Origin of the sequence: Nocardia sp. NPDC019219, from assembly GCF_040632645.1 — a bacterium.
Classification (GTDB): domain Bacteria; phylum Actinomycetota; class Actinomycetes; order Mycobacteriales; family Mycobacteriaceae; genus Nocardia; species Nocardia sputorum.
On sequence record NZ_JBEYCG010000016.1, the window covers coordinates 1 to 26,220 of the forward strand.

Genomic DNA, 26,220 nt, shown 5'->3' on the forward strand with positions numbered 1-26,220 from the left:
CGTGTCGGTGCGGATGACGATTTCTTCGCGCTGGGTGGTAATTCGTTGTTGGCGACGCAGGTCGCGGCGCGGATCGGCGCGGCACTGGACGCCCGCGTCCCCGTCCGCACGATCTTCGAGGCCTCCACCGTGGCCGGACTGGCGATCAAGGCGGAACGCGGCTTCGGCGAGCGCAAACGCGCCCCGCTGGTCGCCGGGCCCCGCCCCGACCGCATCCCGCTGTCGTTCGCGCAGCAGCGCATGTGGTTCCTGAACCAGTTCGACACCTCGGCGTCGGTCTACAACATTCCGGCCGCGATCCGGTTGTCCGGGGACTTGGACGTGGCCGCGTTGCGGCAGGCCGTCGCGGATCTGGTGGCGCGGCACGAGATTCTGCGCACGATCTACCCGCAGACGCCCGACGGCCCGGTACAGCGGATACTCGCTCCGCACGAGGTCCCGGTGGGCCTGGACCCCGCGCAGATCGGCGACGGGCACGTCGCCGACGAGGCACAGCGCATCGTCGCCGCGGGCTTCGACGTGACCGTCGAGGTGCCGTTCCGCGCGCGGCTGTTCCAGCTCGCGGCCGGCGAGTACGTGCTGGTCTTCGTCGCGCACCACATCAGTGCCGACGGCTGGTCGATGGGGCCGCTGACCAGGGACCTGATGCTGGCCTACGTGGCGCGCAGCGGCGGCGCGGAGCCGTCCTGGGCGCCGCTGCCCCTCCAGTACGCCGACTACGCGCTGTGGCAGCGCGACGCGCTCGGCGACGATGACGATCCCGAGTCGATCGCTGGCGCGCAACTGGCCTACTGGACCACCGAACTCGCCGGCCTGCCCGACGAGCTGAACCTGCCCGCCGATCGCCCACGCCCGCCCGCGCAGTCCTTCGTGGGCGGCCGGACCGATTTCGTCGTGGACGCCGACGTGCACGCCGCGCTGGCCGATCTCGCGCGGCAGCACAACGCCACGTTGTTCATGGTGGTGCACACCGCGTTCGCGGTCTTCGTGGCGCGCCTGTCCGGCACCGACGACATCGCCGTCGGCACGCCCGTCGCGGGCCGCGGCGAAGCCCAACTCGACGACTTGATCGGCATGTTCGTCAACACGCTGGTGCTACGCACCCGGGTCGCGCCCGGACTCCGCTTCACCGAACTCTTGGCCCGTACGCGGGAAACGGACCTACGTGCCTTCGCCAACGCCGACATCCCGTTCGAGCGGCTGGTCGAGGCGCTGGACCCCGAACGCTCGGCCGGTCGCCACCCGCTGTTCCAGGTGGCGCTGTCGTTCGAGAACCTGGCCGCCACCAGCTTCGAACTACCCGGCTTGCATTGCACGGCGCTCGACCCGGCCGTCGACACCGCGAAATTCGATCTGCTGCTGACCATCCGCGAGCAGCGCACCGCGTCCGGTGCGGAAGCCGGGCTCGCCGCCGAATTCACCTACGCCCACGATCTGTTCGACGAGCAGACCGTGGCCGAGTTCGGCCGCAGGTTCCGCCGACTCCTGGCCGCGGTCGTCCGGCGCCCGAGCACCGCGGTCGGTGACCTGGAGATCCTGGACGACTCCGAGCGCGCCGACCTGATCGCCCGTGCCGGCGCACCTGCCATGCCACCGCGCACGCTGCCGGATCTGATGGCCGCCGCCGTCGCCGCGAACCCATCCGGCGTCGCCGTGGTCGCGGACGATCGCACCTTCAGCTACGCCGACCTCGACGCGGCCTCCGCGCAATTGGCACGTGCGCTGATCGACCGCGGTGCGGGGCCGGAGGCGCTGGTCGCCATCGCGATCCGCCGTTCGGTGGAATCCGTGCTCGCGTTGTGGGCGGTGGCCAAGACCGGAGCGGCGTTCGTCCCGATCGATCCGGCCTATCCGGCCGATCGCATCGCGCACATGGTGGCCGATTCCGGCGTGGCCCTCGGTGTGACGGTGACCGCCGAGCTGGACCACCTGCCCGTTCTGGCCGATGGCGCCTGGGTCGCCTTGGACGATCACGACTTCACCCTCGATGTCGCCGCGCGCCCGGATCAGCCGTTGCGGGACAGCGAACGACGCGGCCCGCTGCGTGCGAGCAACGCCGCGTACATGATCTACACCTCCGGCTCCACCGGGCTGCCCAAGGGCGTCGTGGTAACCCACGCCGGACTGGCGAATTTCAGCGCCGAGCAGGTGGAACGCTATCGGCTCGACCGATCCGCCCGCGCCTTGGCGTTCGCGTCGCCGTCGTTCGACGCGTCGATACTGGAACTGCTGCTCGCGCTCGGCTCGGCGGGCGCGCTCGTGGTGGCACCGCCGCACACCTTCGGCGGCGCGGAATTGGCCGAGCTGATCCGCGCCGAGGGAGTCACGCACGCCTTCCTCACCCCCTCGGTGCTCGCCTCGCTCGATCCGGACGCGTTGTCCGGGATGCGCGCGATCGTGGCAGGTGGTGAAGCGGTGCCCGCCGATCTGGCGGACAAGTGGACGACCGCGCCGGAGCGCGCCTTCCACAACGGTTACGGGCCCACCGAAACCACCATCATGACCAACATCAGCGACCCGCTGCGGCCCGGCGAGCCGGTCACGATCGGCGGACCGATCCGTGGCACGCGGTCGCTGGTGCTGGACGCCAGGCTGCGTCCGGTGCCCGAAGGCGTCGCGGGCGAGCTCTATCTGGGTGGCGTCCAGCTGGCGCGCGGCTACCACGCCCGCCCCGCGCTCACCGCCGCCCGGTTCGTGGCCGACCCGCACGGCGCGCCCGGCGAGCGCCTCTACCGCACCGGCGACCTGGTGCGCTGGCGCCGGGACGGGGACGCGCCGGTGCTGGAATACGTGGGCCGCAACGATTTCCAGGTGAAGGTGCGCGGCTTCCGCATCGAGCTCGGTGAGATCGACGCCGCCCTCTCCGCCCAGCCCGAAGTCGGCTTCGCCGTGACCCTCGGACGCCCGACCGGTTCCGGCGCGACCATGCTGGTCTCCTACGTGCTGCCGGCGAAAGACGCCACGGTGGACCAGGCCGCGCTGACCGAGCGGATCGGGCGCACGCTGCCGGAGTACATGGTTCCGGCGGCGATCGTCGTGCTCGACGCGATTCCGCTGACCCCCGTGGGCAAGCTGGATCGCAAGGCGCTGCCGGAGCCGGAGGCGCGGACCCGCGCCTATCGCCCGCCGCGCACCCCGGCCGAACTGGTGATCGCCGAAGTGATCGGCGAGGTGCTCGGACTCGAACGGGTCGGACTGGACGACGACTTCTTCGCCCTCGGCGGCGACAGCATCGTGTCCATCCAGGTGGTCTCCCGGTCGCGCGCCCGCGGCGTGACCTTCGCGCCGCGCGATGTCTTCGAATGCCGTACCGTCGCCGCGCTGGCCCGCGCCGCCGCGGTGGCGGGCGGCCCCGGCGACGAGGCGGGCGAACTACCGCTGACACCGGACGCGGCGCGCATGCTGGACGAGGGCATCGAAGTGCGGGCCATCACCCTCGACGTCCCCGAGACCTGCTCGGTCGAGACGGTGCGGCATGCGGTGGCCGCCGTGCTCGACCAGCACCCGATGCTGTGGGTGCAGGTGCGCTACGGCGACGACGGCGCGCCGGTGCTGCGCATCCCGCCCGCCGCCGAGCGCACCGGCGAGGCGTTCCGCAGGCTGGACCCGGAGCGTGGCGAGACTTCGCTGCCCATCGACGATGTGGTGCAGGCGGTCGCGGCCGCCCTGGACCCCGAGCAGGGCCGCAACATCTACTTCGTGCTCACCGGCGGTCCCGAGGCCCGCTCCACGCTGCTCGTCGTGGCCAGCAGCCTGGTGGTCGACGACGTCTCCTGGCGGGCCGTCGTCGACCAGCTCACCGCGCGCTGGAACCGGGCCCGGCACGCCGCGCCCGCGAGCCGCGAGTCCGGCCTCGGCCCGCTCATCCGGGCCCTGTCGGCCAAGGCGCACGATCCGGTCACGGTAGCCGAAATGGACTGGTGGCGACGAGCTCTCGGTTCCGTCCCGGAGGGTGCGGGGACCGAGGGACGAGACCTGCGCGCACGCAGCCGGGTCTCGCTCACCATCACGGCGGAGGGTGCCGCGGCCGTCGCCGCTGCCGCCGAGGCCTATCACGCCGGGGTGGACGACATCCTGCTCACCGCGCTGGCACTGGCCCTGCAGACCTCCGCGGGGGAGGCCGTCACGCGCGCGATCGGGTCGGTCGTCCGGCTGCCTTCCGACGGGCGCGTGGTCACCCAGGCCGACGCGGAGAGCACGGTGGGCGGTTTCGTCACCGAATATCCGCTGCCGTTGCGGTTGACCAGGATCGACATCGAGGACGCCCTGATCGGCGGCCCCGCGGCGGGCACGGCGATCGCGCAGATCAAGGAGCTGCGGCGCTCGGTGCCCTCCCGCGGCGCCGGCTACGGACTGCTGCGCTATCTCAACGCCGAGACCGCCGCCGAACTGCGCGGGCTCGGCCGTGGCCGGTTCGCGCTGCGCTACCGGGATCTGCGCCCGGCGCGGGTGCACACCGACATCCCGTCCGACGATCTGCTGCTCGTGCTGACCGTCGACGCCACCGACGAGGGCTTGCTCGCCCGGTTCGACTTCGCCGCCGCCGCGTTCCGCGGTGAGGACGCGAAAACCTTCGCCGAGCATTGGATTCGCGCGCTCGGCGGCCTCGCCGAGCACGGCCTGCGCCCGGACGCGGGCGGTTTCACGCCGTCGGACTTCCCGCTGGTGCGGCTCAAGCAACCCGACATCGATCGCTTCGCCCGCGCCTACCCGGACCTGTCCGACGCCTGGCCGCTCACGCCGCTGCAATCGGGCATGCTGTTCCACGCCCTGCTCGCCGAGCACTCGGTGGACGTCTACACCACCCAGTTCGTGCTCGATCTCGGCGGCGCGGTGGACGCGCGCCGGATGCAGGCGGCCGCGCAGGCGGTGCTGGACCGGCACGACAACCTGCGGGTCGCCTTCGCCGACGACAGCGAAGGCAAGCCCGTGCAGATCGTGCAGGAGTCGCTGGAGGTGCCGTGGCGGCTGATCGATCTGTCTCAGCTGGAACCGGTCGCGGCCGACACCGAGCTGGACCGGATCAAGGCGGCCGACCTGGCCGACCACTTCGACATGCGGACCGCGCCGCTTCTGCGTTTCGCGCTGATCCGTTCCGCCGCCGCCCGGTACCACTTGCTGGTGACCAGCCATCACATCCTGATCGACGGCTGGTCCATGCCGCTGTTGCTGAAGGACCTGCTCACGCTGTACGCGTTCGGCGGCAACTCCCGTCAGCTGCCCGCGGTGCGGTCCTACCGGGACTACCTGGCGTGGCTGGTCGCCCAGGACGCGGAGGCCGCCCGCGCCGCGTGGCGCACCGCGCTGGCCGGGATCACCGAGCCGACGCCGCTGGCGCCGGCCGACCCCGGCCGCGAGATCTCCGCGGGCGTCGGCGAGGTCGGCTTCGAGCTGTCCCCGGCCGACACCACCGCGCTGACCCGGCTGGCTTCCGGTCTCGGCGTCACGGTGAACACCGTGGTGCAGGCGGCCTGGGGTCTGCTGATCGGGCGCACCGTCGATCGTGACGACGTGGTCTTCGGCGCCACCGTTTCCGGCCGCCCGCCGCGGCTCGACGGCGTCGAGGCGATGGTCGGCCTGTTCCTCAACGCGATTCCGGTGCGGGTGCGGCTGGAGGCGACGCACACGCTCGCCGGACTGCTGCGTCAGTTGCAGGCCGAGCAGGCGGCGCTGCTCGATTACCACTATCTGGGGTTGAGCGAGATCCAGGAAGCCGTCGGCGTGGAGGGCTTGTTCGACTCGCTCGTGGTGTTCGAGTCGTTCCCGGTGGACCGGGAGGGCCTGGATCAGGCGGGCGCCATCGACGGGATGAACGTCATCGGCGTCGGCGCGGTCAACGGCACCCACTACCCGTTCACCGTGATGGTGGTGCTGGACAGCCGGTTGCGCGTGTCGGTGAAATACCTGCGGGACGTGACCGGCGAACCGGCGGCGCTCGCGCTCGCGCAACGGTTGTCGGCGCTGATCGGCCGTTTCGTGACCACTCCGCAAGCGTGGGTCGGTGACATCGATGTCCTGCTGGCGGACGAGCGCGCCGAGCTGGCCGCGCGCAACGCCACCGACGTGCCGGAACTGCTCGACGGCGCGACGTTGCCGTCGCTGTTCGACGCGCAGGTGGCGCGCACCCCGGACGCGCCCGCGGTGCGCTTCGGCGACACCACGCTCAGCTACGCCGAATTCGACTCGCGCGTCCGGTCCCTGGCCGTCGAGCTGATGCGCTGGGGCGTCGGCCCGGAGACGCTGGTCGCCGTGGCCATGCGGCGCGGCATCGACTTGGTCGTCGCGATCTACGCGGTGTTGCGCGCGGGCGGCGGCTACGTTCCGATCGATCCGGATCACCCGGCCGAGCGCAGCGAGTACGTCCTCGACAGCGCCGCTCCGATCTGCGTCCTGACCACCACCGCGGACGCGTTCGACACCGCGACCGGCGTGCCGGTGGTCGCGGTGGACACGCTGTATCTGCTGCCGTACGAGGGCCCGTGGCCGCAGGAATACGTCCGCCCGGACACCGTCGCCTACGTCATCTACACCTCGGGCTCGACCGGTCGCCCCAAGGGCGTGATGATCACCCACCGGCAGATGGTCAACCAGTTCCGCTGGGCGCAGTCGGTCTACCCGCACGACGGCGGTGACGTGGTGCTGCACAAAACGCCGATCACCTTCGACATCTCCGCATGGGAGTTGTTCTGGCCGTTGCAGACCGGGGCGTCGATCGTGGTCGCCGCGCCCGACGGCCATCGCGACCCGGCCTATCTGGCCCGCCTCATCGTCGAGAACGCCGTCACCACGGTGCACTTCGTGCCGTCGATGCTGGACGCGTTCCTGGACCCGGTGGCCAACCCGATCGCTGCATACCCGTCGCTGCGGCGGGTGTTCGCCGCCGGCGAGGCGTTGCCGGGGGAGACGGCGGCGCGTTTCGCCGCGATGGCGCCCGCCGCCGCGCTGGTCAACTGGTACGGCCCCGCCGAAGCCACCGTGGTCACCGACCACCCGGTCGGTGACACCGCCGCGGTGACGGTCCCGATCGGTCTCCCGGTGGCCAATACCCGCGTGCACGTGCTCGACCGGCGGCTGCGGCCGGTGCCGCCGGGCGCGGCGGGCGAGTTGTACGTCGAGGGTGTGCAATTGGCGCGCGGCTATCTCGGCGCGCCGGCTCTCACCGCCGAGCGATTCGTCGCGCACGCCGGCGGCACGCGCCTGTATCGCACCGGCGACATCGTGCGCTGGCGCGACGGATCGCTGGAATACCTCGGGCGCGGCGACTTCCAGGTCAAGCTGCGCGGCCAGCGCGTGGAACTCGGGGAGATCGAGGCCGTGCTGACCGGTCACCCCCAGGTGCGGCATGCCGCGGTCTCGGTGGTGCGTGGCGCCACGGGTGACCGGCTGGTCGCCTACGTGGTCGCCGCGCCCGCGGAGAGCGTCGACGAGGCCGCGCTGCTCCGGCACGCCCGCGCCGCGCTGCCGTCGTACATGGTGCCCTCGGCGGTCGTCGAGCTCGCCGAACTGCCACTCAACGCGAGTGGCAAACTCGACCGCAAGGCGCTGCCCGAGCCGCGGTTGGTGACGCGTCCGTACCGCGCGCCCGGCACGCCGCTGGAGCGGACCGTGGTCGAGGTGTTCGACGCGGTGCTCGAGCCCGGCGCCGGACAGCGGGTCGGCATGGACGACGACTTCTTCGACCTGGGCGGCACCTCGCTGGTCGCCACGCGCGCGGTCAGCAGGCTGCGCGCGCTCACCGGCGCCGAGGTGCGGGTGCAGTGGTTCTTCACCGATCCCACCCCGGCGGCGCTGGCGGCCCGCATCCTGGCCGCGCTGGCCGACGACCACGACTACGACCAGGACTCGAACGCGGCGCTCGGCGTGCTGCTGCCGATCCGGACCATGGTGCCGCACGACGTGGCCGCCGCCCAGCCGCTGTTCTGCCTGCATCCGATGTACGGCTTGTCCTGGTGCTACGCGGGTCTGGCGCGCTACGTGGCCGCGAGCACGCCGATCTTCGGCCTGCAGTCGCCCGCGCTCACCGAGGAGGGCTACCTGCCTGCGTCGCTGGCGGAGATGGCGCACCGCTATGTGGCCGAAATCCGCGCGGTGCAGCCGCACGGCCCCTACCGGCTGCTCGGCTGGTCGCTCGGCGGTGTGCTGGCGCACGCGGTGGCCACCCAGTTGCAGGCGGCGGGGGAGGAGATCGGGCTGCTCACCATGCTCGACAGCCACCCGGACATCGACGTCACCGACTTCCGGGCGGCGATCCGCGAGGCGCTGGCCGAACTCGGCATCGGCGCGGACGCTCTGCTGCCCGGCGACGGCGACGTGCGCGATCTGAGCGACGAGGCGCTGGCCGCGCTGCACGCCACCATCCCGCCGGACATGGCGGTGCTCACCCCCGAGCGGGTGCGCCGGATCTACCGCAGCGCCGTGCGCTCGGCCGAGCTGATCGCCGAGCACCGGCCCGACGTCTTCCGCGGCCGCTTGGACTACTTCAGCGCGGCCGGTCACGACACCGCGGCGGACGGCTGGCAACCTTACGTCGACGGCCGGGTCGACGATCATCCCGTCGGCGTCTCACACGACCAGATGACGTCACCGGAAGCGCTGGCGCAGATCGGCCCCAGATTGTCCGAGTTGCTGGATCCCCCGGGATGGGAAGCGACACGGAACATGGGGCGGTCATGATCGGACCGACACCGTTCCGGCATGATGGGCAACGGTGCGGTAACGAAGTCCCCTGTCGTGACGACTACATAGGCCGTATGGTCGGGCGTGATGCTGGGCATCCACCCGGCGCGTGGGGCATGCAGAGCGAATCTCGAGACGAAGCGAAGGTGCGAAATTGATACGTCGACAGAGCCGGCGCGGTGGCCTGCGGGCCGCGGCCGCGATCGCGGCAACCGCGGTGCTCGCGGGAATGATGACCGGTCTCGGCGCGTCCAGCGCGACAGCTGACCCGATCATCGATTCCAAGAGTCTGCTGGCCGACCCGGTCGCCCCGGACGGTTCGCGTATCACCAAGGCCGAATACAAGGACGCGCGCAGCATCCGCCTGTACGTGTACTCGGCGGCGATGGACGAGAAGATCATCATCGACGTCCAGCGGCCGGCCGACGCCTCGGTGCCGCGCCCCACGCTGTACCTGCTCAACGGCGCGGGCGGTGGCGAGGACGAGGCCTCGTGGCAGGCGAAGACCGACGCGCTGCAGTTCCTGTCGGACAAGAACGTCAACGTGATCCAGCCGATCGGCGGCAAGTGGAGCTACTACACCGACTGGATCAAGGACGACCCGGTACTCGGCCGCAACAAGTGGAAGACCTTCTTCACCGAGGAGCTGCCTCCGCTGGTCGACGGCGCGCTGGGCACCAACGGCGTGAACGCGATCGCCGGCCTGTCCACGTCGGGCACCACGGTGCTGGCGCTGCCGATCGCCAAGCCGGGCCTCTACAAGGCGGCCGCGGCCTACAGCGGTTGCGCGCAGACCAGTGACCCGGTCGGCTCCGAGTTCGTCAAGCTGACCGTCGAGACCTGGGGCGGCGGCAACACCGACAACATGTGGGGCCCCGAAGGCGGCCCGGAGTGGGTGGCCAACGACCCGTACGTGAACGCCGAGGGGTTGCGTGGGCTCGACCTCTACATCTCCACCGGCAACGGCCTGCCCGGCCAGTACGACACGCTCAACGGTCAGTACGCCCTCCCCGGCGCGTACGGCCTGGCCAACCAGATCATCATCGGCGGCGTGATCGAGGCGGGCACCAACTACTGCACGCACAACCTGCAGAACCGGCTGAACGAACTGGGCATCCCGGCCACCTACAACTTCCGCAACTCGGGCACGCACTCGTGGGGCTACTGGCGCGACGAGTTCCAGCTGTCGTGGCCCGTGCTGGCCAAGGGTCTCGGTATCTGAGCGCCGCCGCATAGCGTCGGACGCCCCGGCCGAGTTCCCTCGACCGCCTGGTCGCACATTGATGCGACCAGGCGGTCTGCTTTTTGAGTCAGCCGTCAACGAAAAGTTCGGGAACCCGTAAAATTCTGTTCGTGGGTATCACGCTGGCCGAGTCGACCAAGTCCGTCACCGGGCGAGCGCGTGCCGCGACGGTGCTGCTCGGCCCGGCGTTCGTCGCGGCCATCGCGTACGTCGATCCCGGCAACGTCGCGTCCAATATCAGTGCGGGGGCGCAATTCGGCTACCTCCTCGTCTGGGTCATCGTCCTGGCCAACGTGATGGCTGGGCTGGTGCAGTTCCTCTCGGCCAAGCTCGGGCTGGTGACCGGGTGGTCGCTGCCGGAGGCGGTGCGGGCGAAGGCGAGCGGCCCGGTCCGGCTGGCGTACTGGGGTCAGGCCGAGACGGTGGCGATGGCCACCGACCTGGCCGAGGTGGTGGGCGGCGCGATCGCGCTGCATCTGCTGTTCGGGCTGCCGCTGCTGCTCGGCGGCGCGATCACCGGCGCGGTGTCGATGGGTCTGCTGCTGGTGCAGGACCGCCGCGGGCAGCAACCGTTCGAGCGGGTGATCACCGGGATGCTCGCGATCATCGCGATCGGATTCCTGGCGAGCGTGGTGATCGCGCCGCCATCGCCCGGGGGCACGGCAGGCGGTCTGGTGCCGCGTTTCCAAGGCACCGAGAGCGTGTTGCTGGCCGCGGCGATGATCGGCGCGACGGTCATGCCGCACGCGGTCTATCTGCATTCCGGCCTCGCCCGCGACCGGCACGGGCATCCGGCGGCAGGGCCGCTGCGCACCAGGCTCCTGCGGATCACCAAGGTCGACGTCGGCCTGGCTATGGTGCTGGCGGGCACGGTGAACCTGGCCATGCTGCTGATGGCGGCCAACACCTTGCGCGGCAGGAATGTGGAGACCATCGAAGACGCGCACGCCGCGGTCGGCGACGCCCTCGGCCCCGCCGCCGCGCTGCTGCTCGCGATCGGCCTGCTCGCCTCCGGCCTGGCCTCGACGTCGGTCGGCGCCTACGCGGGCGCGATGATCATGCAGGGCTTGTTGCACAAGCGGATCCCGCTGCTCACGCGCAGGCTGATCACGTTGATCCCGGCCATCGCGGTCCTGGCGCTCGGCATCGACCCGACGCGCGCGCTGATCATCTCTCAGGTGGTGCTGTCGTTCGGCATTCCCTTCGCGCTGATTCCCTTGGTGCGCTTCACGAGTGACCGCGCGCTGATGGGCGCGGACGTCAACCACCGCGTGACCACCGCGCTGGCCTGGACGGTCGCCGCGATCATCTCCGTGCTCAACGCGGCGCTGATCTATCTCACCGTCACCGGCCGGTAGCCGGTGACGCGCGCCGGTCAGACCCAGTTCTCGATCCAGTACTTCCAGATCCGCGGTGCGTAGGCGTCCAACGGCGGAACCCTGATGTCGGTGCCCGCCAGCGCCGCGCTGGTGTGCCTGCAGTCGAACCAGCAGGCGAACTCGCTGTGCTCCAGCACGTCCAGTGGTACGCCGACCCGGGGCAGCAGCCAGTTCACGCCGGGGACGCGCAACATCATGTCCAGGGTGCGCTTGGGCATCACCTCCACCAAGTGCGGCGCGCCCGCCTCGTCGGCGAACAGGTTCAGCGCGTCGACCGCGCTCTGCCTGCGCGGATCCACCAGGTGATAGGTCGTCTTGTCCGAACCGGGGCGGTGTGCGATGTGGTCGAGGGCGCGGGCGACGAAATCCACCGGCACCATGTTGGTCTCGCCCAGTCTGGGCACCAGCACCGGCAGCAGCCTGGGCAGCTGCGCGCCCATGCGCAGCAGGCGGAAGAAGTAGTACGGACCGTCGATCCGATCGATCTCGCCGGTGCGGGAATGCCCGATCACGATCGACGGCCGGTAGATCCGCCAGCGCATCGACGACTCCCGCACGATGCGCTCGGCCTCGAACCTGGCCCGCTGCGCCGGCGTGGTCAGTGTCTGGCCGTGATCGAACATGTCCTCGGTGAACAGGCCGGTGCTGGTCCCGGCCACCTCGACGGTCGAGAGGTGGTGCAGCAGATCGACCCCCAGCTCCTCGGCGACGTCGACCAGGTGCCTGGTGCCGCCGCCGCGCTCGGTCAGGTCGTAGCCCGCGGCCAGATGGAAGACGTGCTCGATGGCGCCGCGATGGCGGGCCAGCCAGGTCGGGTCGATGCCCAGTCCCGGGGCGCCCAGATCGCCGCGCACCGGACGGACGCGGTCGCCGCCCGCCCATTCCTGCGCGCAGCAGGCGAACCGGTCGGCCGAGGCGTCGCCCGGCCGGACCAGCACATGGATGTCACCCTCGCGTTTCAGCAGCTCGGGGATGAGGAACCGACCGATGAACCCAGTTGCCCCGGTAACCAGGTAAGTCATAGCCGATGAACATAGTCGCCTGCCGGTTGCTGGGTTGCGGCGGGCCGATCAGTCGGCGAAGACGGGCTTGCGCTTGGTGAGCATCGCGGTGGCGCCCTCGACGAAATCGGGCGAGCGCAGCAGCTCGGTCTGCCCCGCCTTCTCGGCGGCCAGGGCCGCGTCGAGCGAGGCCAGCGTGGCCTGGTTCAGCGCCTGCTTGGTGAGCTCCAGCGCGCGGCGCGGACCGGTGGCGATCTTCTGGACGCCCGCCTCGACCGCGGCATCGAGCTCGTCGTCCGGCACGACCGCGGTGAACAGCCCGGCGGCCGCCGCCTCCCGGGCGGGCAGCCGCTCGCCGAGCAGTGCCATCCGCGCCGCCAGCGGGCGGCCCGCCGCGGCGGCGACCAGCGCGGCCGCCCCGCCGTCGGGCATCAGGCCGATGTTGATGAAGGCCAGCAGCAGGTAGGAGTCCTCGCTCGCGTAGACCAGGTCGGCGGCCAGCGCGATGCCGACGCCGACGCCCGCCGCGGCGCCCCGGATGCGCACGATCACCGGGACCGGCGCGTCGACGATGGCGCGCACCAGCCGGTTCGCCGCGTCCATGACCATGTCCGAGGTGATGCCCCGCTGCGCCTCGCCCGCGCTCGCGGAGAGATCCGCGCCGGTGCAGAAATCGCCGCCCTCGCCGGTGAGTACGATCGCCCGCACCGCGCGATCCTCGGCCGCCGTGCGGAAGGCGTCCCCGAGCGCGACCATGGTGTCGTAATCGATGGCGTTCTTCCGCTTGGGGTTGGTGATCGTGATCCGGAGCACCTTGCCGTCCTGGACTGCGGTGAACTTCGCGGCGGCGGGTGCGGCCGGGGCCGCGGAATCGTTGTTGCTCATGTTTGCTCCTAAGCTGCAATTCGGCGGACGCCAGGCCGTGAATAGTGGTTAACATTGCGAATTGTGGTTAACTTAGGTTCCAATATCGGGCGCTGTCAACCAGCGTCGCCGGAGAACGGAGAGGTGCATGGTCGCGGATCGCAGCGAGGTCGACCTCGCTCCCGCGCGGCCCGAACCGGGTAGAAAGGTGGGGGCCGAGGGCGCGCCATCGGTGCGCCGCCGTCCGAAGGACCGCAAGGTCCAGATCATCCGGGCGGCCGCGCGCGCGTTCAGCGAACGCGGGTACTACCCGGTCGGCGTGGACGAGATCGCCGCCGAGGTCGGCATCTCCGGTCCGGCCCTCTACCGGCATTTCACGAACAAGTACGCGCTGCTGGTGGCGGCCGCCGAAGAAGGCGCGCAGCACCTGCTGACCGTCGCCGAGGCCGCCGACGACGCCCGGCTGGACCCGGCGCGGCGCGCGGACGCGCTGATCCGCGCGATCAGCGAGCACACCGTCGAGATCCGCCGCGAGGCCGGGCTCTACCGCTGGGAGCGGCGCTATCTCGAGCGTGACGACCGGGTCCGGATCAAGAAGATCTACGACGACCTGAACAGCACCCTCGCCGCGCCGATCGCGCTGCTGCGCCCCGAAACGCCGCCCGCGGACGTGGCGATGCTCGCCGCGGGCGTGCTGAGCGCGATCGCCAGCATCGCCGCGCACCGCACCGCACTGTCCAGCGCTCGGCTGCTCCCCCTGCTGCATCGGATGTCCTGGGCCATCCTGCGAACCGACCTGCCGCCGGCGCCGGCGGAACCGGATCCCGGCGCGCCCGTGCGCGGCATCCCGGTGACCTCCAAGCGTGAACAGCTGCTCACCGAGGCCATCCGGATCTTCGGCAGGCAGGGCTATCACGAGGCGAGCATCGAGGAGATCGGCGCCGCCGTCGGCATCAACGCCTCCAGCGTGTACCGATACTTCGCGAGCAAGGCCGACCTGCTCGCCGCCGCGTTCCACCGCACCGGCGACCGGCTGGCCATCGCGATCACCGAGGCGCTGGCCGAGGCGACCAGCCGTGCCGACGCCGCGCGGCGCGTGGCCGACCGCTACGCCAAACTGAGTTTCGCCATGCCGGAGATCATGGCGGTGTACTACGCCGAGTTCGGCAATCTGCCGCAGGCCGAGCAGCACAAGCTGCGCGCCATTCAGCGGCAGAACGTGCTGGAGTGGGCCAACCTGCTGGACGGGGACCCGGTGGAGGCGCGCTTCCGGGTGCACGCCGCCATCAGCCAGGTGATCGATGTGGGCAGGCTGATCCGATTCGACTCCCGGCCCGCGCAAGTCGCGCGAGTCACCGCGCTGATGGACGCGGTGCTGCTCGACTAGCCGTCTCAGGGCCTGCGGCCGTGCCGGATCCGGAAGATCGTCTTGGCCAGCCGCAGGTGACGCGGGTGCCGATCGAACGTGGAAAGGTTCACCGGCGCCTGGTACCGCTTGCGGGTGATGGCCAGGGTCCGGCTGAACTCCCGCAGGCCCTGGTCGCCGTGGCTGTGGCCCTGGCCGTACTCGCCGACACCGCCGAAGGGCAGCGCGGGAATGCCCGCGTAGGCGGTCGAGGAGTTGATGGTCACCACGCCCACGCGCAGTTGCTCGGCGAACGCCTCGATCTCGTGCACATCCCTGGTGAACACCGACACCGCGACATCGGTGCCCACCGCGTTGATCCGCTCGGCGGCATCGTCCATGCTCGCCACCTTGTTCACGATGAGCACCGGGCCGATGCCCTCACCCGTGATCGCGATGCTCTCCTCCGGCACCTCGGCCAGCACGATCGGCTCGATGTAGGGATCGCGGATGGAGTCGAGTCCGCCGACCACCGCGCGGCCGCCGCGGGCCACCGCGTCGCGCACCTGCCTGCGCACCACGTCGACCTGTGACTCCATGATCATCGGGCCGTAGGACGCCTTCCGGTCCGCGCCTGGCCGCAGCTTGCGGGCCTGGTCCACGACGAGGTCGAGGAAGCGGTCGTAGACGGACTGGGCGACGTAGGCCCGCTGTATTCCGGTGGCGTTCTGTCCGGCGTTGGCCATCGCGCCGAACACGGCGGCCTCGGCGGCGTCGTCCAGCTTCGCGTCGACGTGCACGACCATGCTGCCCTTGCCGCTGCGCTCGACGACGACCGGCGTCATGGTCTGCGCGCATACCGAGATCACCTCGCGCGCGCCCGCCTCCGAACCGGCGTACGCGATCTTGTCGATCTTCGCCCGGCACAGCGCGGTGCCGGTGGCCTGGTCCCCTGTGACGACTTGCAGCACCGGCTGGTTGGGCGCGAGCCGGGACCAGCTGTCGGCCAGCCACACTCCCACGCCGGTGGTCAGCTCGTGCGGCTTGAACACCACGGCGTTGCCCGCCGCCATCGCGTAGGCGATCGAGCCCATCGGAGTGAACACCGGGTTGTTCCACGGGCCGAGCACTCCGACGACGCCGAGCGGCAGGTAACCGACCGAGGCCCGCTGATTGCGGGTGAGCCAGCTGGAACCGATGCGCCGCCGGTCCAGCGCGCGGCTCGCGTTGCGCGCGGCCCAGTCCAGGTTCTCCACCGCGAGCATCACCTCGATGGCGGCGTCGGCTTCCGGCTTCCCGGTCTCCTCGCACAGTAGCGCGACCAATTCCCCCGAGCGACGGGCGATCTCGCGCTTCCAGTCCAGCAGCCACCGCTTCCGGCCGGCGAATCCCAGTTCCGCCCACCACTTTTCGGCGGAGCGGGCCGCGCGCACCGCACGGTTCAGCTCACCGGAACTCATCACGGCGTAGTTGCCCACGACCTCACCGGTGCGCGGATCGTAGGACGTCAGCACGTTCGTTCGGCCCGTTCCTCCCGGACGCGCCGCCAACCGTGGCTGCGCGGACTCGGCCATGATCACCTCTCGCAGTGTCGAAACCAACGTGCGGACCGTTCAGCGGGCCCACAGCCGTGGACGAGTGAGTGTTTTCCCCCGCAAAGCAGACTATGGTCTGGCGCAGCGGGCCGACAAGGCTCGGCCGCCGGCGCCCGGCCGCATCGGATCGCGCTCACCAGCGTCGATCCCTTGCGCGGTGGACGGGCGGCGAGAAATGTGAGTAAGGACACACTGAGCGCACGCTGGTGCGGGTACCGCGCGCGACGCGAAAGCCCGCGCATCGGGCCGGTAACATCACGCCGAGCGCGACGGATCACCAATCCGGGCGTGCGATTGCGCTCGGGCGACCTGGTCGCCGCACCGGTCGATAGTGGAGAGTTGATGCCGAGTTCCAACCAAGCAGATTCGCATGCCAGTGAGCCTGCGGTCCGGGTAGCGGACGTTCGCAAGTCGTTCGGCGATGTGCATGCACTGCAGGGCGTCAGCTTCGTCGCCGAACGCGCCTCCGTCCTCGGCATCCTCGGGCCCAACGGCGCGGGCAAGACGACCATGGTGAAGGTGCTCTCCACTTTGCTGCGGCCCGACTCCGGCACCGCCGTCGTCGCCGGATACGACGTGCTGCGGGACCCGGCGGGCGTGCGCCGCTCGATCATGATGACCGGTCAGTACGCGGCGCTGGACGAGAACCTCTCCGGCCGGGAAAACCTCGAGCTGTTCGGCAGGCTGATGGGTCTGGGCAAGTCCGCGGCCCGCAAGCGCGCGGACACCTTGCTGGAGGAATTCGATCTGGTGAGCGCGGGCCGCCGCGCCGTGCGCAACTACTCGGGCGGCATGCGCCGCCGCGTCGACATCGCCTGCGGCCTGGTGGTGCGGCCCGAGGTGGTGTTCCTGGACGAGCCGACCACCGGCCTCGACCCACGCAGCAGGCAGGGCGTCTGGGACCTGGTCACCGCGCTGAAGACGCAGGGGATCACGGTGCTGCTGACCACGCAGTACCTGGAGGAAGCCGACGTGCTCAGCGACAACATCATCGTGATCGACAAGGGCACGGTGATCGCCGAGGGCACCGCCGACGAACTCAAGGAGAAGACCGGCGGCAGCTACTGCGAAGTCGTCCCGCTGGATCAGAAGAAGCTGCGCACCGCCGCGTACGCCCTGGGCGACCTGGTGCCGCCCGCAGTGCTGGCCGACATCGACGGCGGCGACCGGCTGTCCATCCCCGCGCCGGAGGGCGCGGCGACGCTGACCGAGGCGCTGCGCAGGCTCGACAGCGCCGGCGTCGAGCTGGCCGACATCGCGCTGCGCCGCCCTTCGCTCGACGACGTATTCCTCTCCATCACCGGCCACTCGGGCGGGCGCGCGTGACCGCTGCGACAGCCCCGGAGCAGACTCCGGCCGAGGCGACGTTGTTCGCCGAACTTCCCGCGCCGCGGCTGTCGTCGTTCGCGCAGTGGCGCGCGCTGACCGGCCGCATCGTGCGCACCATGGCGACCAAGGGCGAGCTGATCGTCGCGGCGATCACGCCGCTGATCTTCACCCTCGGCTTCTACCTGCCGCTGCGCTATGTGATGAAGATCCAGGGCGTCGACTACGCCCAGTACGTCATGCCGATCATCGTGCTGCAGACGATGGCCTTCACCATGATGTCCAACGCGCAGCTGGCCGCGTTCGAGGCGATGACCGGCCTGAGCACCCGTCTGCAGACCATGCCCATCGGCATGCTGGTGCCGTTCACCTCGCGCATCTGCGCCGGTCTGGTCCGTTCGGTCACCTCGCTCACCGCGGCGGTGCTGTTCGGGTATCTGATCGGCTTCCGTTTCGTCGCTGGCGTCGGCCAGGCCGTGCTGTTCTGCGCGTTCTCCCTCGCGGTCGGCACGGTGCTCGCGATCGGCGCCGACGGGCTCGGCAGCCTGACCAAGAGCCCGGAGTCGCTGAGCCAGGCGCTGACCTTGCCGACACTGATCTTCGGCATGCTCTCCTGCGGGTTCGTGCCGGAACGCAACTTCCCGGAGTGGATTCGCCCGTTCGTGCGCAATCAGCCGATCTCGCAGTTCTCCTTCGCCTTGCGCGACATGGCGGCCGACGGGGTGACCTGGCACGTGCTGTGGGTTCCGCTGGTGTGGTTGATCGGGCTGGCGGCGGTGTTCCTCCCGTTGGCGATCTGGGCGAGTGTGAGGCGGTCATGAGTTCGGTGGAATCGACCGTGGAACGCGTCGACCAGGGGGCCGAGCAGGCCGAGGTCCGCGCGGCCGAGCCCCTGCCCGTCGTCCGGACGCGGCCGGAGGGCTCGCTGGTCACCTGGGTGGTGCAGAGCCTGATCCAGTGCAAGCGGCTGCTGCTGATCTGGGCGCGTGATCCGGCGACGACCATCCAGACCCTGGTCTATCCGGCGCTGACCCTGCTGATGTTCTACATCGTGCTGAACAAGCCCGTGTCCGGGGCCACCGGCATGCCCGCGGTGTACGGCACGGTCCCGTTGCTGACGTTGGTCGCGGCGATGTCCGGCGCGGTGGTCAGCGCCCTCGGCTTCAAGACCGAGAAGATGACCGGGTTGCTCGGCCGGTTCTGGACGATGCCGGTGCACCGCGCGGCCGGATTCACCGGCAGGCTGCTGGCCGAAGCGATCCGCGTCCTGGTGACGACGGTGTTCGTCGTCGCGGTGGGCCTGCTGCTGGGATTCCGGTTCGGCCAGGGGCCCCTCGCGGCGGTGGCGCTGATCGGCATCCCGGTGCTGTTCGGCGTCGCGTTCGCCGTTCTGGTCACCGCGCTGGCCACCGTGTCGGAGGGCGTGATGCTGGTGAACATCATCGGCATGGTCAGCACGCTGCTGATGTTCTTCAACTCCGGTTTCGTCCCGGTCTTCGCCTACCCGGTCTGGTTGCAGGACGTGGTGGCGCATCAGCCGATGAGCTGCGCGATCGATGCGATGCGCGGGTTGTCCTACGGCGGTGCGGTCGCCGACCCGCTGCTCGAGACGCTCGCCTGGACGCTCGGCATCATCGTCGTCTTCGCCTACCCCGCGGTGCGGGGATACCGGCGCGCCGCGGAGACGGGGCCCTAGTCCGGCGTCGTGGTCGTTCGCCGGGTTACCGGACCCGGCGTTCGGCCGCTTCGCGCGGTTCGGCGAAGTCGTAGTCCAGCCAGCGGTTCCGATTGGTCCATCCGACGAGGTCGTAACGCCAGTGGAACGGCCAGGTGTGCGCGACCGTGTTGAACAGCACCGCGCCCAGAGCGATGTAGTCGTCGTGTGCGGACAGCAGGGCGCGCTGACCGCGCGGGGAGGCGCTGAAGAACGCGTCGAACATCGCGATGGATTGCTCGGTGGTGAGTCTGCCGAGGCCGTAGAGCCCCCGCATCCGCATCCAATACACCAGTCGCGCCCGCGGCGGCCACAGCGCGGCGATCGGGTCGCGGCCCTGCCGCAGCGCGGTGATCGCGGTGTCCACCAGCGCCAGTGAGTCGGCGACGCTGTACCCCGTGCACGGATGCATCATGCCGCCGCGCGAACCGAACGGGATCGCGCGCGCCTCGCCCTTTCGCGGCGGCGGCTGGTCGAGCGGATAGTGCGCCGCCTCGCTCGGTTCGGCGCCGGTGAGGCGGATGCCGTGCGCGGCGAGGCGCGCGAGCGTGCGTCTGCGCAATTCGCGCTGTGGCATGCCGCCCCGGAGTCCGAGACTGGTCTCCTCGAAGATCACCGTGCCCTCGCCGAGCGGCACCGCGTAGAGGAACGACGGCGGCTCGTCCGGGCCGGCGCCGTTCTCCGGTCGCCAGTCCAGCAGCAGGCCCGAGCCTTCGGCGACCATCGGCGCGGCCGTCTCGGCGTCGACGAAGATGCCGTGCGCGCTGGCCGCCCTGCGGCGTCCGAGCGGGGGCAGGCCCCGGGTGTCGAACACCGCGGCCCCCCGGTGCACCGTGCCGTCGGCGAGTTCGACCTCGTGCGCGTCCACCCGGGTGGCGCGGCCCGCGACGACGGTGGCGTCGTCGAGCGGCAGCGCCGCGCGCAGACCGGGCTTGGACAGCACGCAGTAGGGCCGATCGATGCGATGTTCGGTCTTCGTCCAGACCGTGGGCGCCGGGATGGTGGTCGCGATGGCCGTGGGCGGCAGCCATCGCGGCAGCTCGTCCACCCAGCAGGAGAAGGTGGGCGGCCACAGCCGGTCCGGGCGCGGATCGATCGCGGTCACCGACAGTCCGGCGCGCATGGCGCGGTGCGCGAGCGCCCGCCCGGTGGGACCGAGCCCGACCACGCACACATCGACTTCCCGGTCCGCGCTGACACCCATAGGGGCATTCAATCCGGTCGGCCGACGCGGGCGCAACTATTCGAAGCGAGCGAGCCCCAGGAATTGGGGTCTCGCTTTTTCCGAATCAAATCGACCGAATCGGTGGAATCCCGTTGGCGCGCATGCCCCCAGAATCGGTGGCCCAGCAATTTCAGTCGTGAATCGGCTCGAGACGCACCATAGCCTGGGCTCGGATCGCGAGGCGTTCCGGGATTCGGGATAAGGGGAGTCATGAGAGGAAGCCACCTCCGCCGACTGGTGCTGTCGGCGGTCGTCGCCGGTGCCGTCGCATCGGCAATGGTTTCGGTGCAGGCGGAAGCGGCGCCCGCGGAGTCTTCGATCGTCTCCGTGCGGGAGCACGATGCGCGGAGCCTGACATTGACGGTGCATTCCGCCGCCATGGACCTCGATATTCCGGTGGAAGTGCAGCGCGCCGCGGACACCAGCGTGCCGCGTCCGGTGCTGTATCTGCTGCTCGGCGCGGCCGGTGGCATCGACGGCTCCACCTGGGCCACCAAGACCGATGCGATGCAGTTCCTCGCGGACAAGAACGTGCACGCGGTCACGCCGATCGGCGGCATGTTCAGTTATTACGCGGACTGGCAGAAGGATGACGCCAGGCTGGGCCGTCAGAAGTGGCGGACCTTCCTGAGCAGCGAACTGCCCCCGTTGATCGACGCGTATCTCGGGACCAGCGGGCGCAATGCCCTCGCGGGCTTCTCGATGTCGGGGACCACGACCCTCGCGCTCGCCGCGACCACGGGTGACCTGTTCTCCAGCGTGGCCGCCTACAGCGGTTGCGCGCAGACCAGCGATCCGGTCGGCCGCGAGTTCGTCCGGCTGACCGTGGAGGAATGGGGTCTGGCGGAGCTGGACAACATGTGGGGGCCAGCGGGCGATCCGCAATGGGTGGCCAATGATCCCTACGTGCAGGCGGAGGGACTGCGCGGGAAATCCATTTACATCGCCAGTGGAAATGGCATGCCCGGCGTCTACGACCAGTACGGCGGAAAATACTCGCTGAACGGCCCGTGGGGTTTCGCGAATCAGCTCGTGGTCGGCGGCGTGATCGAAGCGGCCACCAATTATTGCTCGCACAACATGAAAACCCGGCTGGACGACCTCGGCATCCCCGCGCGATACAACTTCCGCCCCGAAGGCACCCACTCCTGGGGCTATTGGGAGGACGCGCTGAAGGATTCGTGGCCGACGCTCGCCGCTCCATTGGGAATCTGAACCGTCGGGAATTCGAGATGTCTATTCGCCTCCGGGCCGCGCGTGTCGCCGGCCTCATGCTGGTCGCGGCCGCCGCGGCGTTGCCGCACGCGCCGAGCGCGGCCGCCGCTCCCGAGACGCCGGTGCTGGACGGCGCCAACGACTGGTCCTGCCGTCCCACCCCGGAACGGCCGGAGCCGGTGGTGCTCGTGCACGGCTCGGGTACCGACGTCGGCCGCAGCTTCCCCCTGCTCGCGCGCGCCATCCGGGCCGAGGGACATTGCGTGTTCGCCGCGAATCTCGGCGCCGCGCCCGGCGTCGTCGACGCGGTCAGCGGCCAGAGCGGCTCCAGTTCCACCGGCATCGGCCCGATCGGCGCCGCGTTGCTGGGACGCGTGGTCTACGGCGTGGCCGACATCGACCGGATGGCGGGCGAGCTCGCCGAAGTCGTGCGGTCGGTGCGTGAAACGACGGGAGCGAGCCGGGTGGCGTTGGTCGGTCACTCGACCGGCGGCACCGTGGTCCGGCAATACCTCCGCGCTCGCGGCGGCGAGGCGGTGTCCCAGGTGGTGACCCTCGGAACGCCGTATCGCGGCTCGACCTGGGCCGGATTGCGCGGCGCCTATCCGGATCTGGCCGCCCTCGGCCTCGGGGACGCGCAGATCGCGGCTCAGGTGTTCGGAGCTCCGGGACAGCAGCAAGTGGTCGGGTCACCGCTGCTCAACCGGTTGAACGCGGGAGGCGAGACCGTCACCGGTCCCCGGTACACGGCCATCGCCTCCCGCGCCGACCAAGTGATCACGCCGCAGGACACCGCTCTGCTCGCCGCCCCCGCCCCCGCCGACCGCAACGTCTGGCTGCAGGAGGGCTGCCCCGGCAACACGGCCGATCACAGCGGCATGCTCGAAGACCCGCGCGCGGCCGCCGCCGTCCTCTCCGCGCTCGCCGGAGATCGACGAGCGTTGCCCTGCTGAGCGGGCCCCGGCCGGACAGAACGCACGAAGATGGAGAACCTCGGTGAGTTTCGGCATTACTTGTAGCGGGCTCTGCCGCGAATTCGCCGGAGTCGCGGTGATCGACGGCGTGACCTTCCGCGCGCCTGCGGGCCGGGTCACCGCGGTGGTCGGACCGAACGGCGCGGGGAAGACGACGCTGTTGTCGATGCTCGCCGGTCAGTTGCGGCCGCACCGAGGGTGGCTCCGCGTGGAGGACGCGGATCCGAGCGTCGAACCATGGGTGGTCCGCTCCCGGGTCGGCTGGGTCCCCGACGTGTACGAGGGCAGTGAGACCTGGTCGATCGCGGAGGTCGTGCGGTTCTCCGCGAAGATCGCGGGCCACAGCGGAGACACGGCCGAAGAACTCGTCGACCGGGCATTGCATCTCGCGCGTTTGGCCGACTCCGCTGCCACGCCGGTTCTCCGTCTCTCCCGGAGTGCGAAGAAGTGGCTGAGCCTGGCCAGAGCGCTCGCCGCGGGTACGACGGCACTCGTCCTGGACAACCCGATGGCCGACTTGGACCACGACGGTCGTCGCTATCTGGCCGGAATGCTGCGAGCGCTCGCGCACCAAGACATGACGATCGTCGTTTCGGCTTGTCTCGCCGACGATCTCGCCGGATGCGCGGAGAGCGTCCTGCACCTCGATCACGGGCGACTCGTCGCCGGGGACGCATCGCCTCCGGCCCCGGTCGATCCAGGTCGGACGGCCTGCGCGGGACCGGACGCACGCGGCTCACGGAGGCCGACTACCGCGGCGTCACCCAGGTGGTGATGTCGGCGTGCACCACCTCGAGGCCGTGCTTGTCGTAGATCGAGACCGGCACCACGACCTCGCGTCCTTCGGTGATGCTCGGGAAATCGGGGAGTTCGGCCAGCTTCGCCACGGCCCGCAGGCCGGTCTCGGCCTTGGCCAGATACTGCACGTTCATCGCCTTGGGAATCCACCGGTGCGTCGCCGGGACCGTCGCCTCGCTCAGCATGCCCATCGCGACCTCGGCCAGGTTGCACGCCGCGATGGCGTGGAAGGTGCCCAGATGGTTGTGGATGCCGAACCACTTGGGCGAGGTCACCTCGCACAACCCGGGTTCGAGCCGGACCACGTTCGGCAGCACGGTGCCGAAATACGGCACCCGGGCCACCATCCCGAGCGAGAACAGCGCATGCCCCAGCCGGTTGTCCGGCAGCTTCTTCCAGCCGCGGTAGGTCGCGGTCTCTTTCGCCATACGCGTATCTTACTCAGAAGTAAGTTTCCGAACACCCCACCGATTTGAAGTGACTCGCAGGGGTCGTGCATACTGTTCGGGTTGCCCTGCACCGGGTCATGTCCGTTTCCCTGCGAAACGGGTGGCTGGGCGGGGCGAGCAGTACCCCATCGTGTACCTCGCCGGGTTTCTGGCGTGGGTACGTCCGGGACAGTGTTCCAGGCCTGAGATGCGTTCGCGATCCGAGGCCGAGGAATGAGCGGACGGGCGACACGCCCGACCGCGTGGACCGGAGAACCATGACAGATGAACAGCGGCGAGGATCGGGCACGCCCGGTCGGGGTCTCCACCGTGTGGGACGTCTTCGTGTGTTCGGGCTGTGCAAATGAGGGTGGTCCAGAGGACTGGTGTAGCCGGGCTTCGGACCACGAAGGAAAGCGGAGAAAAGGACACTTAGCGTGGCGGGACAAAAGATCCGCATCAGGCTCAAGGCCTATGACCACGAGGCGATCGACGCATCGGCGCGCAAGATCGTGGAGACGGTGACCCGCACCGGGGCACGCGTCGTCGGCCCGGTGCCGTTGCCGACCGAGAAGAACGTGTACTGCGTCATCCGTTCGCCGCACAAGTACAAGGACTCGCGCGAGCACTTCGAGATGCGTACGCACAAGCGCCTTATCGACATCCTCGACCCGACGCCGAAGACGGTGGACGCGCTCATGCGCATCGACCTGCCGGCCAGCGTCGACGTCAACATTCAGTGACGGGGACTCGAGACATGACTGACAACAAGAACAGGCCGGCCGCCGGCATCCTGGGCACCAAGCTCGGCATGACCCAGGTCTTCGACGACAAGAACCGCGTCGTTCCCGTGACCGTCATCAAGGCCGGGCCGAACGTCGTCACCCAGATCCGCACCGAGGAGCGCGACGGCTACAGCGCCGTCCAGGTCGCCTTCGGCGCCATCGACCCGCGCAAGGTGAACAAGCCGGTCGCAGGCCAGTTCGCCAAGGCGGGCGTCACCCCGCGCCGCCACGTCGCCGAGATCCGCGTCGCGGACGCCTCCACCTTCGAGGTCGGCCAGGAGATCAACGCCGACGTGTTCGAAGAGGGCAGCTACGTCGACGTCACCGGCACCAGCAAGGGCAAGGGCTTCGCGGGCACCATGAAGCGCCACGGCTTCCGTGGCCAGGGCGCCTCGCACGGTGCGCAGGCCGTGCACCGCCGTCCGGGTTCGATCGGTGGCTGCGCCACCCCCGGCCGCGTGTTCAAGGGCATGCGCATGTCGGGCCGGATGGGTAACGACCGCGTCACCACGCAGAACCTGTCGGTGCACAAGGTCGACACCGAGAACGGCCTGCTGCTGATCAAGGGAGCGATCCCGGGTCGCAAGGGCGGCGTCGTGATCGTCAAGAGCGCCGTGAAGGGTGGTGCGCACGCATGACCAGCTCAGCTGTGAACACTGAGAAGAAGTCCGCGAATCTCACGCTGCCGGTCAAGGAGATCGGTGGCAAGACCAACGGCACCGTCGACCTCCCCGCGGAGATCTTCGACGTGACCGCCAACATCGCGCTGATGCACCAGGTCGTCGTGGCCCAGCAGGCCGCCGCGCGCCAGGGCACGCACGCGACCAAGACCCGGGGCCAGGTCTCCGGCGGCGGCAAGAAGCCGTACCGGCAGAAGGGCACCGGTCGCGCCCGTCAGGGTTCGACCCGCGCGCCGCAGTTCACCGGCGGTGGCACCGTGCACGGCCCGCAGCCGCGCGACTACAGCCAGCGCCTGCCCAAGAAGATGAAGGCCGCCGCCCTGCGTGGCGCGCTGTCGGACCGGGCGCGCAACGAGCGCATCCACGTGATCACCGAACTGGTGGCGGGCCAGGCGCCGTCCACCAAGACCGCCAAGACCTTCCTGGCCGAGCTGTCGGACCGCAAGAAGTTCCTGGTCGTGGTGGGCCGCGAGGACGTCGCCGCGTGGAAGAGCGTGGCGAACCTGCAGAACGTGCACCCGATCGCACCCGATCAGCTCAACACCTACGACGTGCTCAACAGCGACGACGTGGTGTTCAGCGTCGAGGCGCTCAACGCGTTCGTGCACGGCCCCGCGGAGTCTCCGCAAGACACTGCGGCGATTGCACAGGAGGAGAGCAAGTGACCACCATCGCCGACCCCCGCGACATTCTGCTGGCGCCGGTCATCTCCGAGAAGTCCTACGGACTGATCGAGGAAGGCACCTACACCTTCCTGGTGCACCCGGACTCCAACAAGACGCAGATCAAGATCGCCGTGGAGAAGGTCTTCGGTGTGAAGGTGACCAGCGTCAACACCGCCAACCGTCAGGGCAAGCGCAAGCGGACCCGCTTCGGTTACGGCAAGCGCAAAGACACCAAGCGCGCGCTCGTGACCATCTCGGCCGACAGCAAGCCCATCGAGATCTTCGGAGGCCCGGTCGCGTAAGCGCC

General features: G+C 70.0%; 19 protein-coding genes. 14 read left to right on the forward strand and 5 right to left on the reverse strand.

The annotated features are described in order from the left end of the window. From ABZ552_RS25805 to ABZ552_RS25815, 3 genes are all read left to right on the forward strand, one after another. On the forward strand, positions 1–8,673 hold an 8,673-nt coding region (locus ABZ552_RS25805; RefSeq protein ID WP_357440301.1), incomplete at its 5' end, for an amino acid adenylation domain-containing protein. Positions 8,674–8,908: 235 nt separating this feature from the next. Further along, positions 8,909–9,898, forward strand: a complete 990-nt coding sequence (locus tag ABZ552_RS25810) for an alpha/beta hydrolase family protein (RefSeq protein ID WP_281881159.1) — start codon at positions 8,909–8,911, stop codon at positions 9,896–9,898. Between the two features lie 137 nt (positions 9,899–10,035). After that, positions 10,036–11,277: an Nramp family divalent metal transporter gene (locus tag ABZ552_RS25815; RefSeq protein ID WP_357440503.1), complete on the forward strand. Its 1,242-nt coding sequence runs from the start codon at positions 10,036–10,038 to the stop codon at positions 11,275–11,277. 17 nt (positions 11,278–11,294) lie between these two features. Here ABZ552_RS25815 and ABZ552_RS25820 read toward each other — a convergent pair whose 3' ends face one another. Both ABZ552_RS25820 and ABZ552_RS25825 read right to left on the reverse strand, forming a co-directional pair. Beyond that, entirely contained in the window at positions 11,295–12,320 is a 1,026-nt protein-coding gene (locus tag ABZ552_RS25820) for an SDR family oxidoreductase (protein WP_357440304.1), read from the reverse strand. 48 nt (positions 12,321–12,368) lie between these two features. Next, a complete protein-coding gene (locus ABZ552_RS25825; protein WP_357440307.1) occupies positions 12,369–13,184 on the reverse strand; it encodes an enoyl-CoA hydratase in 816 nt (271 codons plus the stop codon). 127 nt (positions 13,185–13,311) lie between these two features. On the opposite strand from ABZ552_RS25825, the gene ABZ552_RS25830 reads away from it, so the two are divergent. Further along, entirely contained in the window at positions 13,312–14,550 is a 1,239-nt protein-coding gene (locus ABZ552_RS25830; RefSeq protein WP_357440310.1) for a helix-turn-helix domain-containing protein, read from the forward strand. 5 nt (positions 14,551–14,555) lie between these two features. Here ABZ552_RS25830 and ABZ552_RS25835 read toward each other — a convergent pair whose 3' ends face one another. After that, the gene (locus ABZ552_RS25835; RefSeq protein WP_281919451.1) at positions 14,556–16,082 is read right to left on the reverse strand and encodes an aldehyde dehydrogenase family protein; all 1,527 of its coding nucleotides are present in this window, start codon (positions 16,080–16,082) and stop codon (positions 14,556–14,558) included. A gap of 363 nt (positions 16,083–16,445) precedes the next feature. Here ABZ552_RS25835 and ABZ552_RS25840 point away from each other — a divergent pair, with 363 nt between their 5' ends. From ABZ552_RS25840 to ABZ552_RS25850, 3 genes are read left to right on the forward strand one after another with little or no spacing between them, the layout of a single operon-like run. Continuing rightward, positions 16,446–17,429 carry an ATP-binding cassette domain-containing protein gene (locus ABZ552_RS25840; protein WP_281875644.1) on the forward strand — a complete coding sequence of 328 codons (984 nt, stop codon included), beginning with the start codon at positions 16,446–16,448 and terminating at the stop codon, positions 17,427–17,429. Between the two features lie 41 nt (positions 17,430–17,470). Continuing rightward, positions 17,471–18,250 carry an ABC transporter permease gene (locus ABZ552_RS25845; RefSeq protein WP_281881156.1) on the forward strand — a complete coding sequence of 260 codons (780 nt, stop codon included), beginning with the start codon at positions 17,471–17,473 and terminating at the stop codon, positions 18,248–18,250. Then, positions 18,247–19,125: an ABC transporter permease gene (locus ABZ552_RS25850; protein ID WP_281875642.1), complete on the forward strand. Its 879-nt coding sequence runs from the start codon at positions 18,247–18,249 to the stop codon at positions 19,123–19,125. The genes ABZ552_RS25845 and ABZ552_RS25850 overlap by 4 nt, the downstream gene beginning before the upstream one ends. 25 nt (positions 19,126–19,150) lie before the next feature. Here the strand turns inward: ABZ552_RS25850 and ABZ552_RS25855 are convergent, their stop codons facing one another. Continuing rightward, on the reverse strand, positions 19,151–20,347 hold the full coding sequence (locus ABZ552_RS25855) for a lycopene cyclase family protein (protein ID WP_281875640.1): 1,197 nt from the start codon (positions 20,345–20,347) through the stop codon (positions 19,151–19,153). Positions 20,348–20,578: 231 nt separating this feature from the next. On the opposite strand from ABZ552_RS25855, the gene ABZ552_RS25860 reads away from it, so the two are divergent. Genes ABZ552_RS25860 through ABZ552_RS25870 form a run of 3 tightly spaced genes read left to right on the forward strand, consistent with a single transcriptional unit; the run spans position 20,579 to position 23,332 of the window. Beyond that, positions 20,579–21,583 carry an alpha/beta hydrolase family protein gene (locus ABZ552_RS25860; RefSeq protein ID WP_281875639.1) on the forward strand — a complete coding sequence of 335 codons (1,005 nt, stop codon included), beginning with the start codon at positions 20,579–20,581 and terminating at the stop codon, positions 21,581–21,583. Between the two features lie 17 nt (positions 21,584–21,600). Beyond that, positions 21,601–22,536: an alpha/beta fold hydrolase gene (locus tag ABZ552_RS25865; RefSeq protein WP_281875638.1), complete on the forward strand. Its 936-nt coding sequence runs from the start codon at positions 21,601–21,603 to the stop codon at positions 22,534–22,536. A gap of 43 nt (positions 22,537–22,579) precedes the next feature. Beyond that, on the forward strand, positions 22,580–23,332 hold the full coding sequence (locus tag ABZ552_RS25870; RefSeq protein WP_281875637.1) for an ABC transporter ATP-binding protein: 753 nt from the start codon (positions 22,580–22,582) through the stop codon (positions 23,330–23,332). Here the strand turns inward: ABZ552_RS25870 and ABZ552_RS25875 are convergent. Next, positions 23,307–23,783, reverse strand: a complete 477-nt coding sequence (locus ABZ552_RS25875; RefSeq protein ID WP_281875636.1) for a hotdog fold domain-containing protein — start codon at positions 23,781–23,783, stop codon at positions 23,307–23,309. The genes ABZ552_RS25870 and ABZ552_RS25875 overlap by 26 nt on opposite strands. Positions 23,784–24,220: 437 nt before the next feature. Between ABZ552_RS25875 and rpsJ the strand changes: the two genes are divergently transcribed. From rpsJ to rplW, 4 genes are read left to right on the forward strand one after another with little or no spacing between them, the layout of a single operon-like run. Continuing rightward, positions 24,221–24,526 (forward strand): 30S ribosomal protein S10, encoded by a 306-nt coding sequence (rpsJ, locus tag ABZ552_RS25880; RefSeq protein ID WP_003938093.1) that lies wholly within the window; start codon positions 24,221–24,223, stop codon positions 24,524–24,526. A 14-nt stretch (positions 24,527–24,540) separates the two neighbouring features. Beyond that, positions 24,541–25,206 (forward strand): 50S ribosomal protein L3, encoded by a 666-nt coding sequence (gene rplC, locus ABZ552_RS25885; RefSeq protein WP_281875635.1) that lies wholly within the window; start codon positions 24,541–24,543, stop codon positions 25,204–25,206. Beyond that, positions 25,203–25,913, forward strand: a complete 711-nt coding sequence (gene rplD, locus ABZ552_RS25890; protein WP_281875634.1) for a 50S ribosomal protein L4 — start codon at positions 25,203–25,205, stop codon at positions 25,911–25,913. The genes rplC and rplD overlap by 4 nt, the downstream gene beginning before the upstream one ends. Further along, positions 25,910–26,215: a 50S ribosomal protein L23 gene (rplW, locus tag ABZ552_RS25895; protein WP_014981657.1), complete on the forward strand. Its 306-nt coding sequence runs from the start codon at positions 25,910–25,912 to the stop codon at positions 26,213–26,215. Before rplD ends, rplW begins: the two co-directional genes overlap by 4 nt. The last annotated feature ends 5 nt before the right edge of the window (positions 26,216–26,220 follow it).

Excerpts from the sequence above, each read along its gene's own strand:
- ABZ552_RS25810 (WP_281881159.1), top strand. The coding sequence starts at position 8,909 with ATGACCGGTCTCGGCGCGTCCAGCGCGACAGCTGACCCGATCATCGAT.
- ABZ552_RS25820 (WP_357440304.1), bottom strand. The coding sequence starts at position 12,320 with ATGACTTACCTGGTTACCGGGGCAACTGGGTTCATCGGTCGGTTCCTC.
- ABZ552_RS25825 (WP_357440307.1), bottom strand. The coding sequence starts at position 13,184 with ATGAGCAACAACGATTCCGCGGCCCCGGCCGCACCCGCCGCCGCGAAG.
- ABZ552_RS25830 (WP_357440310.1), top strand. The coding sequence starts at position 13,312 with ATGGTCGCGGATCGCAGCGAGGTCGACCTCGCTCCCGCGCGGCCCGAA.
- ABZ552_RS25835 (WP_281919451.1), bottom strand. The coding sequence starts at position 16,082 with ATGGCCGAGTCCGCGCAGCCACGGTTGGCGGCGCGTCCGGGAGGAACG.
- ABZ552_RS25840 (WP_281875644.1), top strand. The coding sequence starts at position 16,446 with ATGCCGAGTTCCAACCAAGCAGATTCGCATGCCAGTGAGCCTGCGGTC.
- ABZ552_RS25850 (WP_281875642.1), top strand. The coding sequence starts at position 18,247 with ATGAGTTCGGTGGAATCGACCGTGGAACGCGTCGACCAGGGGGCCGAG.
- ABZ552_RS25855 (WP_281875640.1), bottom strand. The coding sequence starts at position 20,347 with ATGGGTGTCAGCGCGGACCGGGAAGTCGATGTGTGCGTGGTCGGGCTC.
- ABZ552_RS25860 (WP_281875639.1), top strand. The coding sequence starts at position 20,579 with ATGAGAGGAAGCCACCTCCGCCGACTGGTGCTGTCGGCGGTCGTCGCC.
- ABZ552_RS25865 (WP_281875638.1), top strand. The coding sequence starts at position 21,601 with ATGTCTATTCGCCTCCGGGCCGCGCGTGTCGCCGGCCTCATGCTGGTC.
- ABZ552_RS25875 (WP_281875636.1), bottom strand. The coding sequence starts at position 23,783 with ATGGCGAAAGAGACCGCGACCTACCGCGGCTGGAAGAAGCTGCCGGAC.
- rplC (WP_281875635.1), top strand. The coding sequence starts at position 24,541 with ATGACTGACAACAAGAACAGGCCGGCCGCCGGCATCCTGGGCACCAAG.
- rplD (WP_281875634.1), top strand. The coding sequence starts at position 25,203 with ATGACCAGCTCAGCTGTGAACACTGAGAAGAAGTCCGCGAATCTCACG.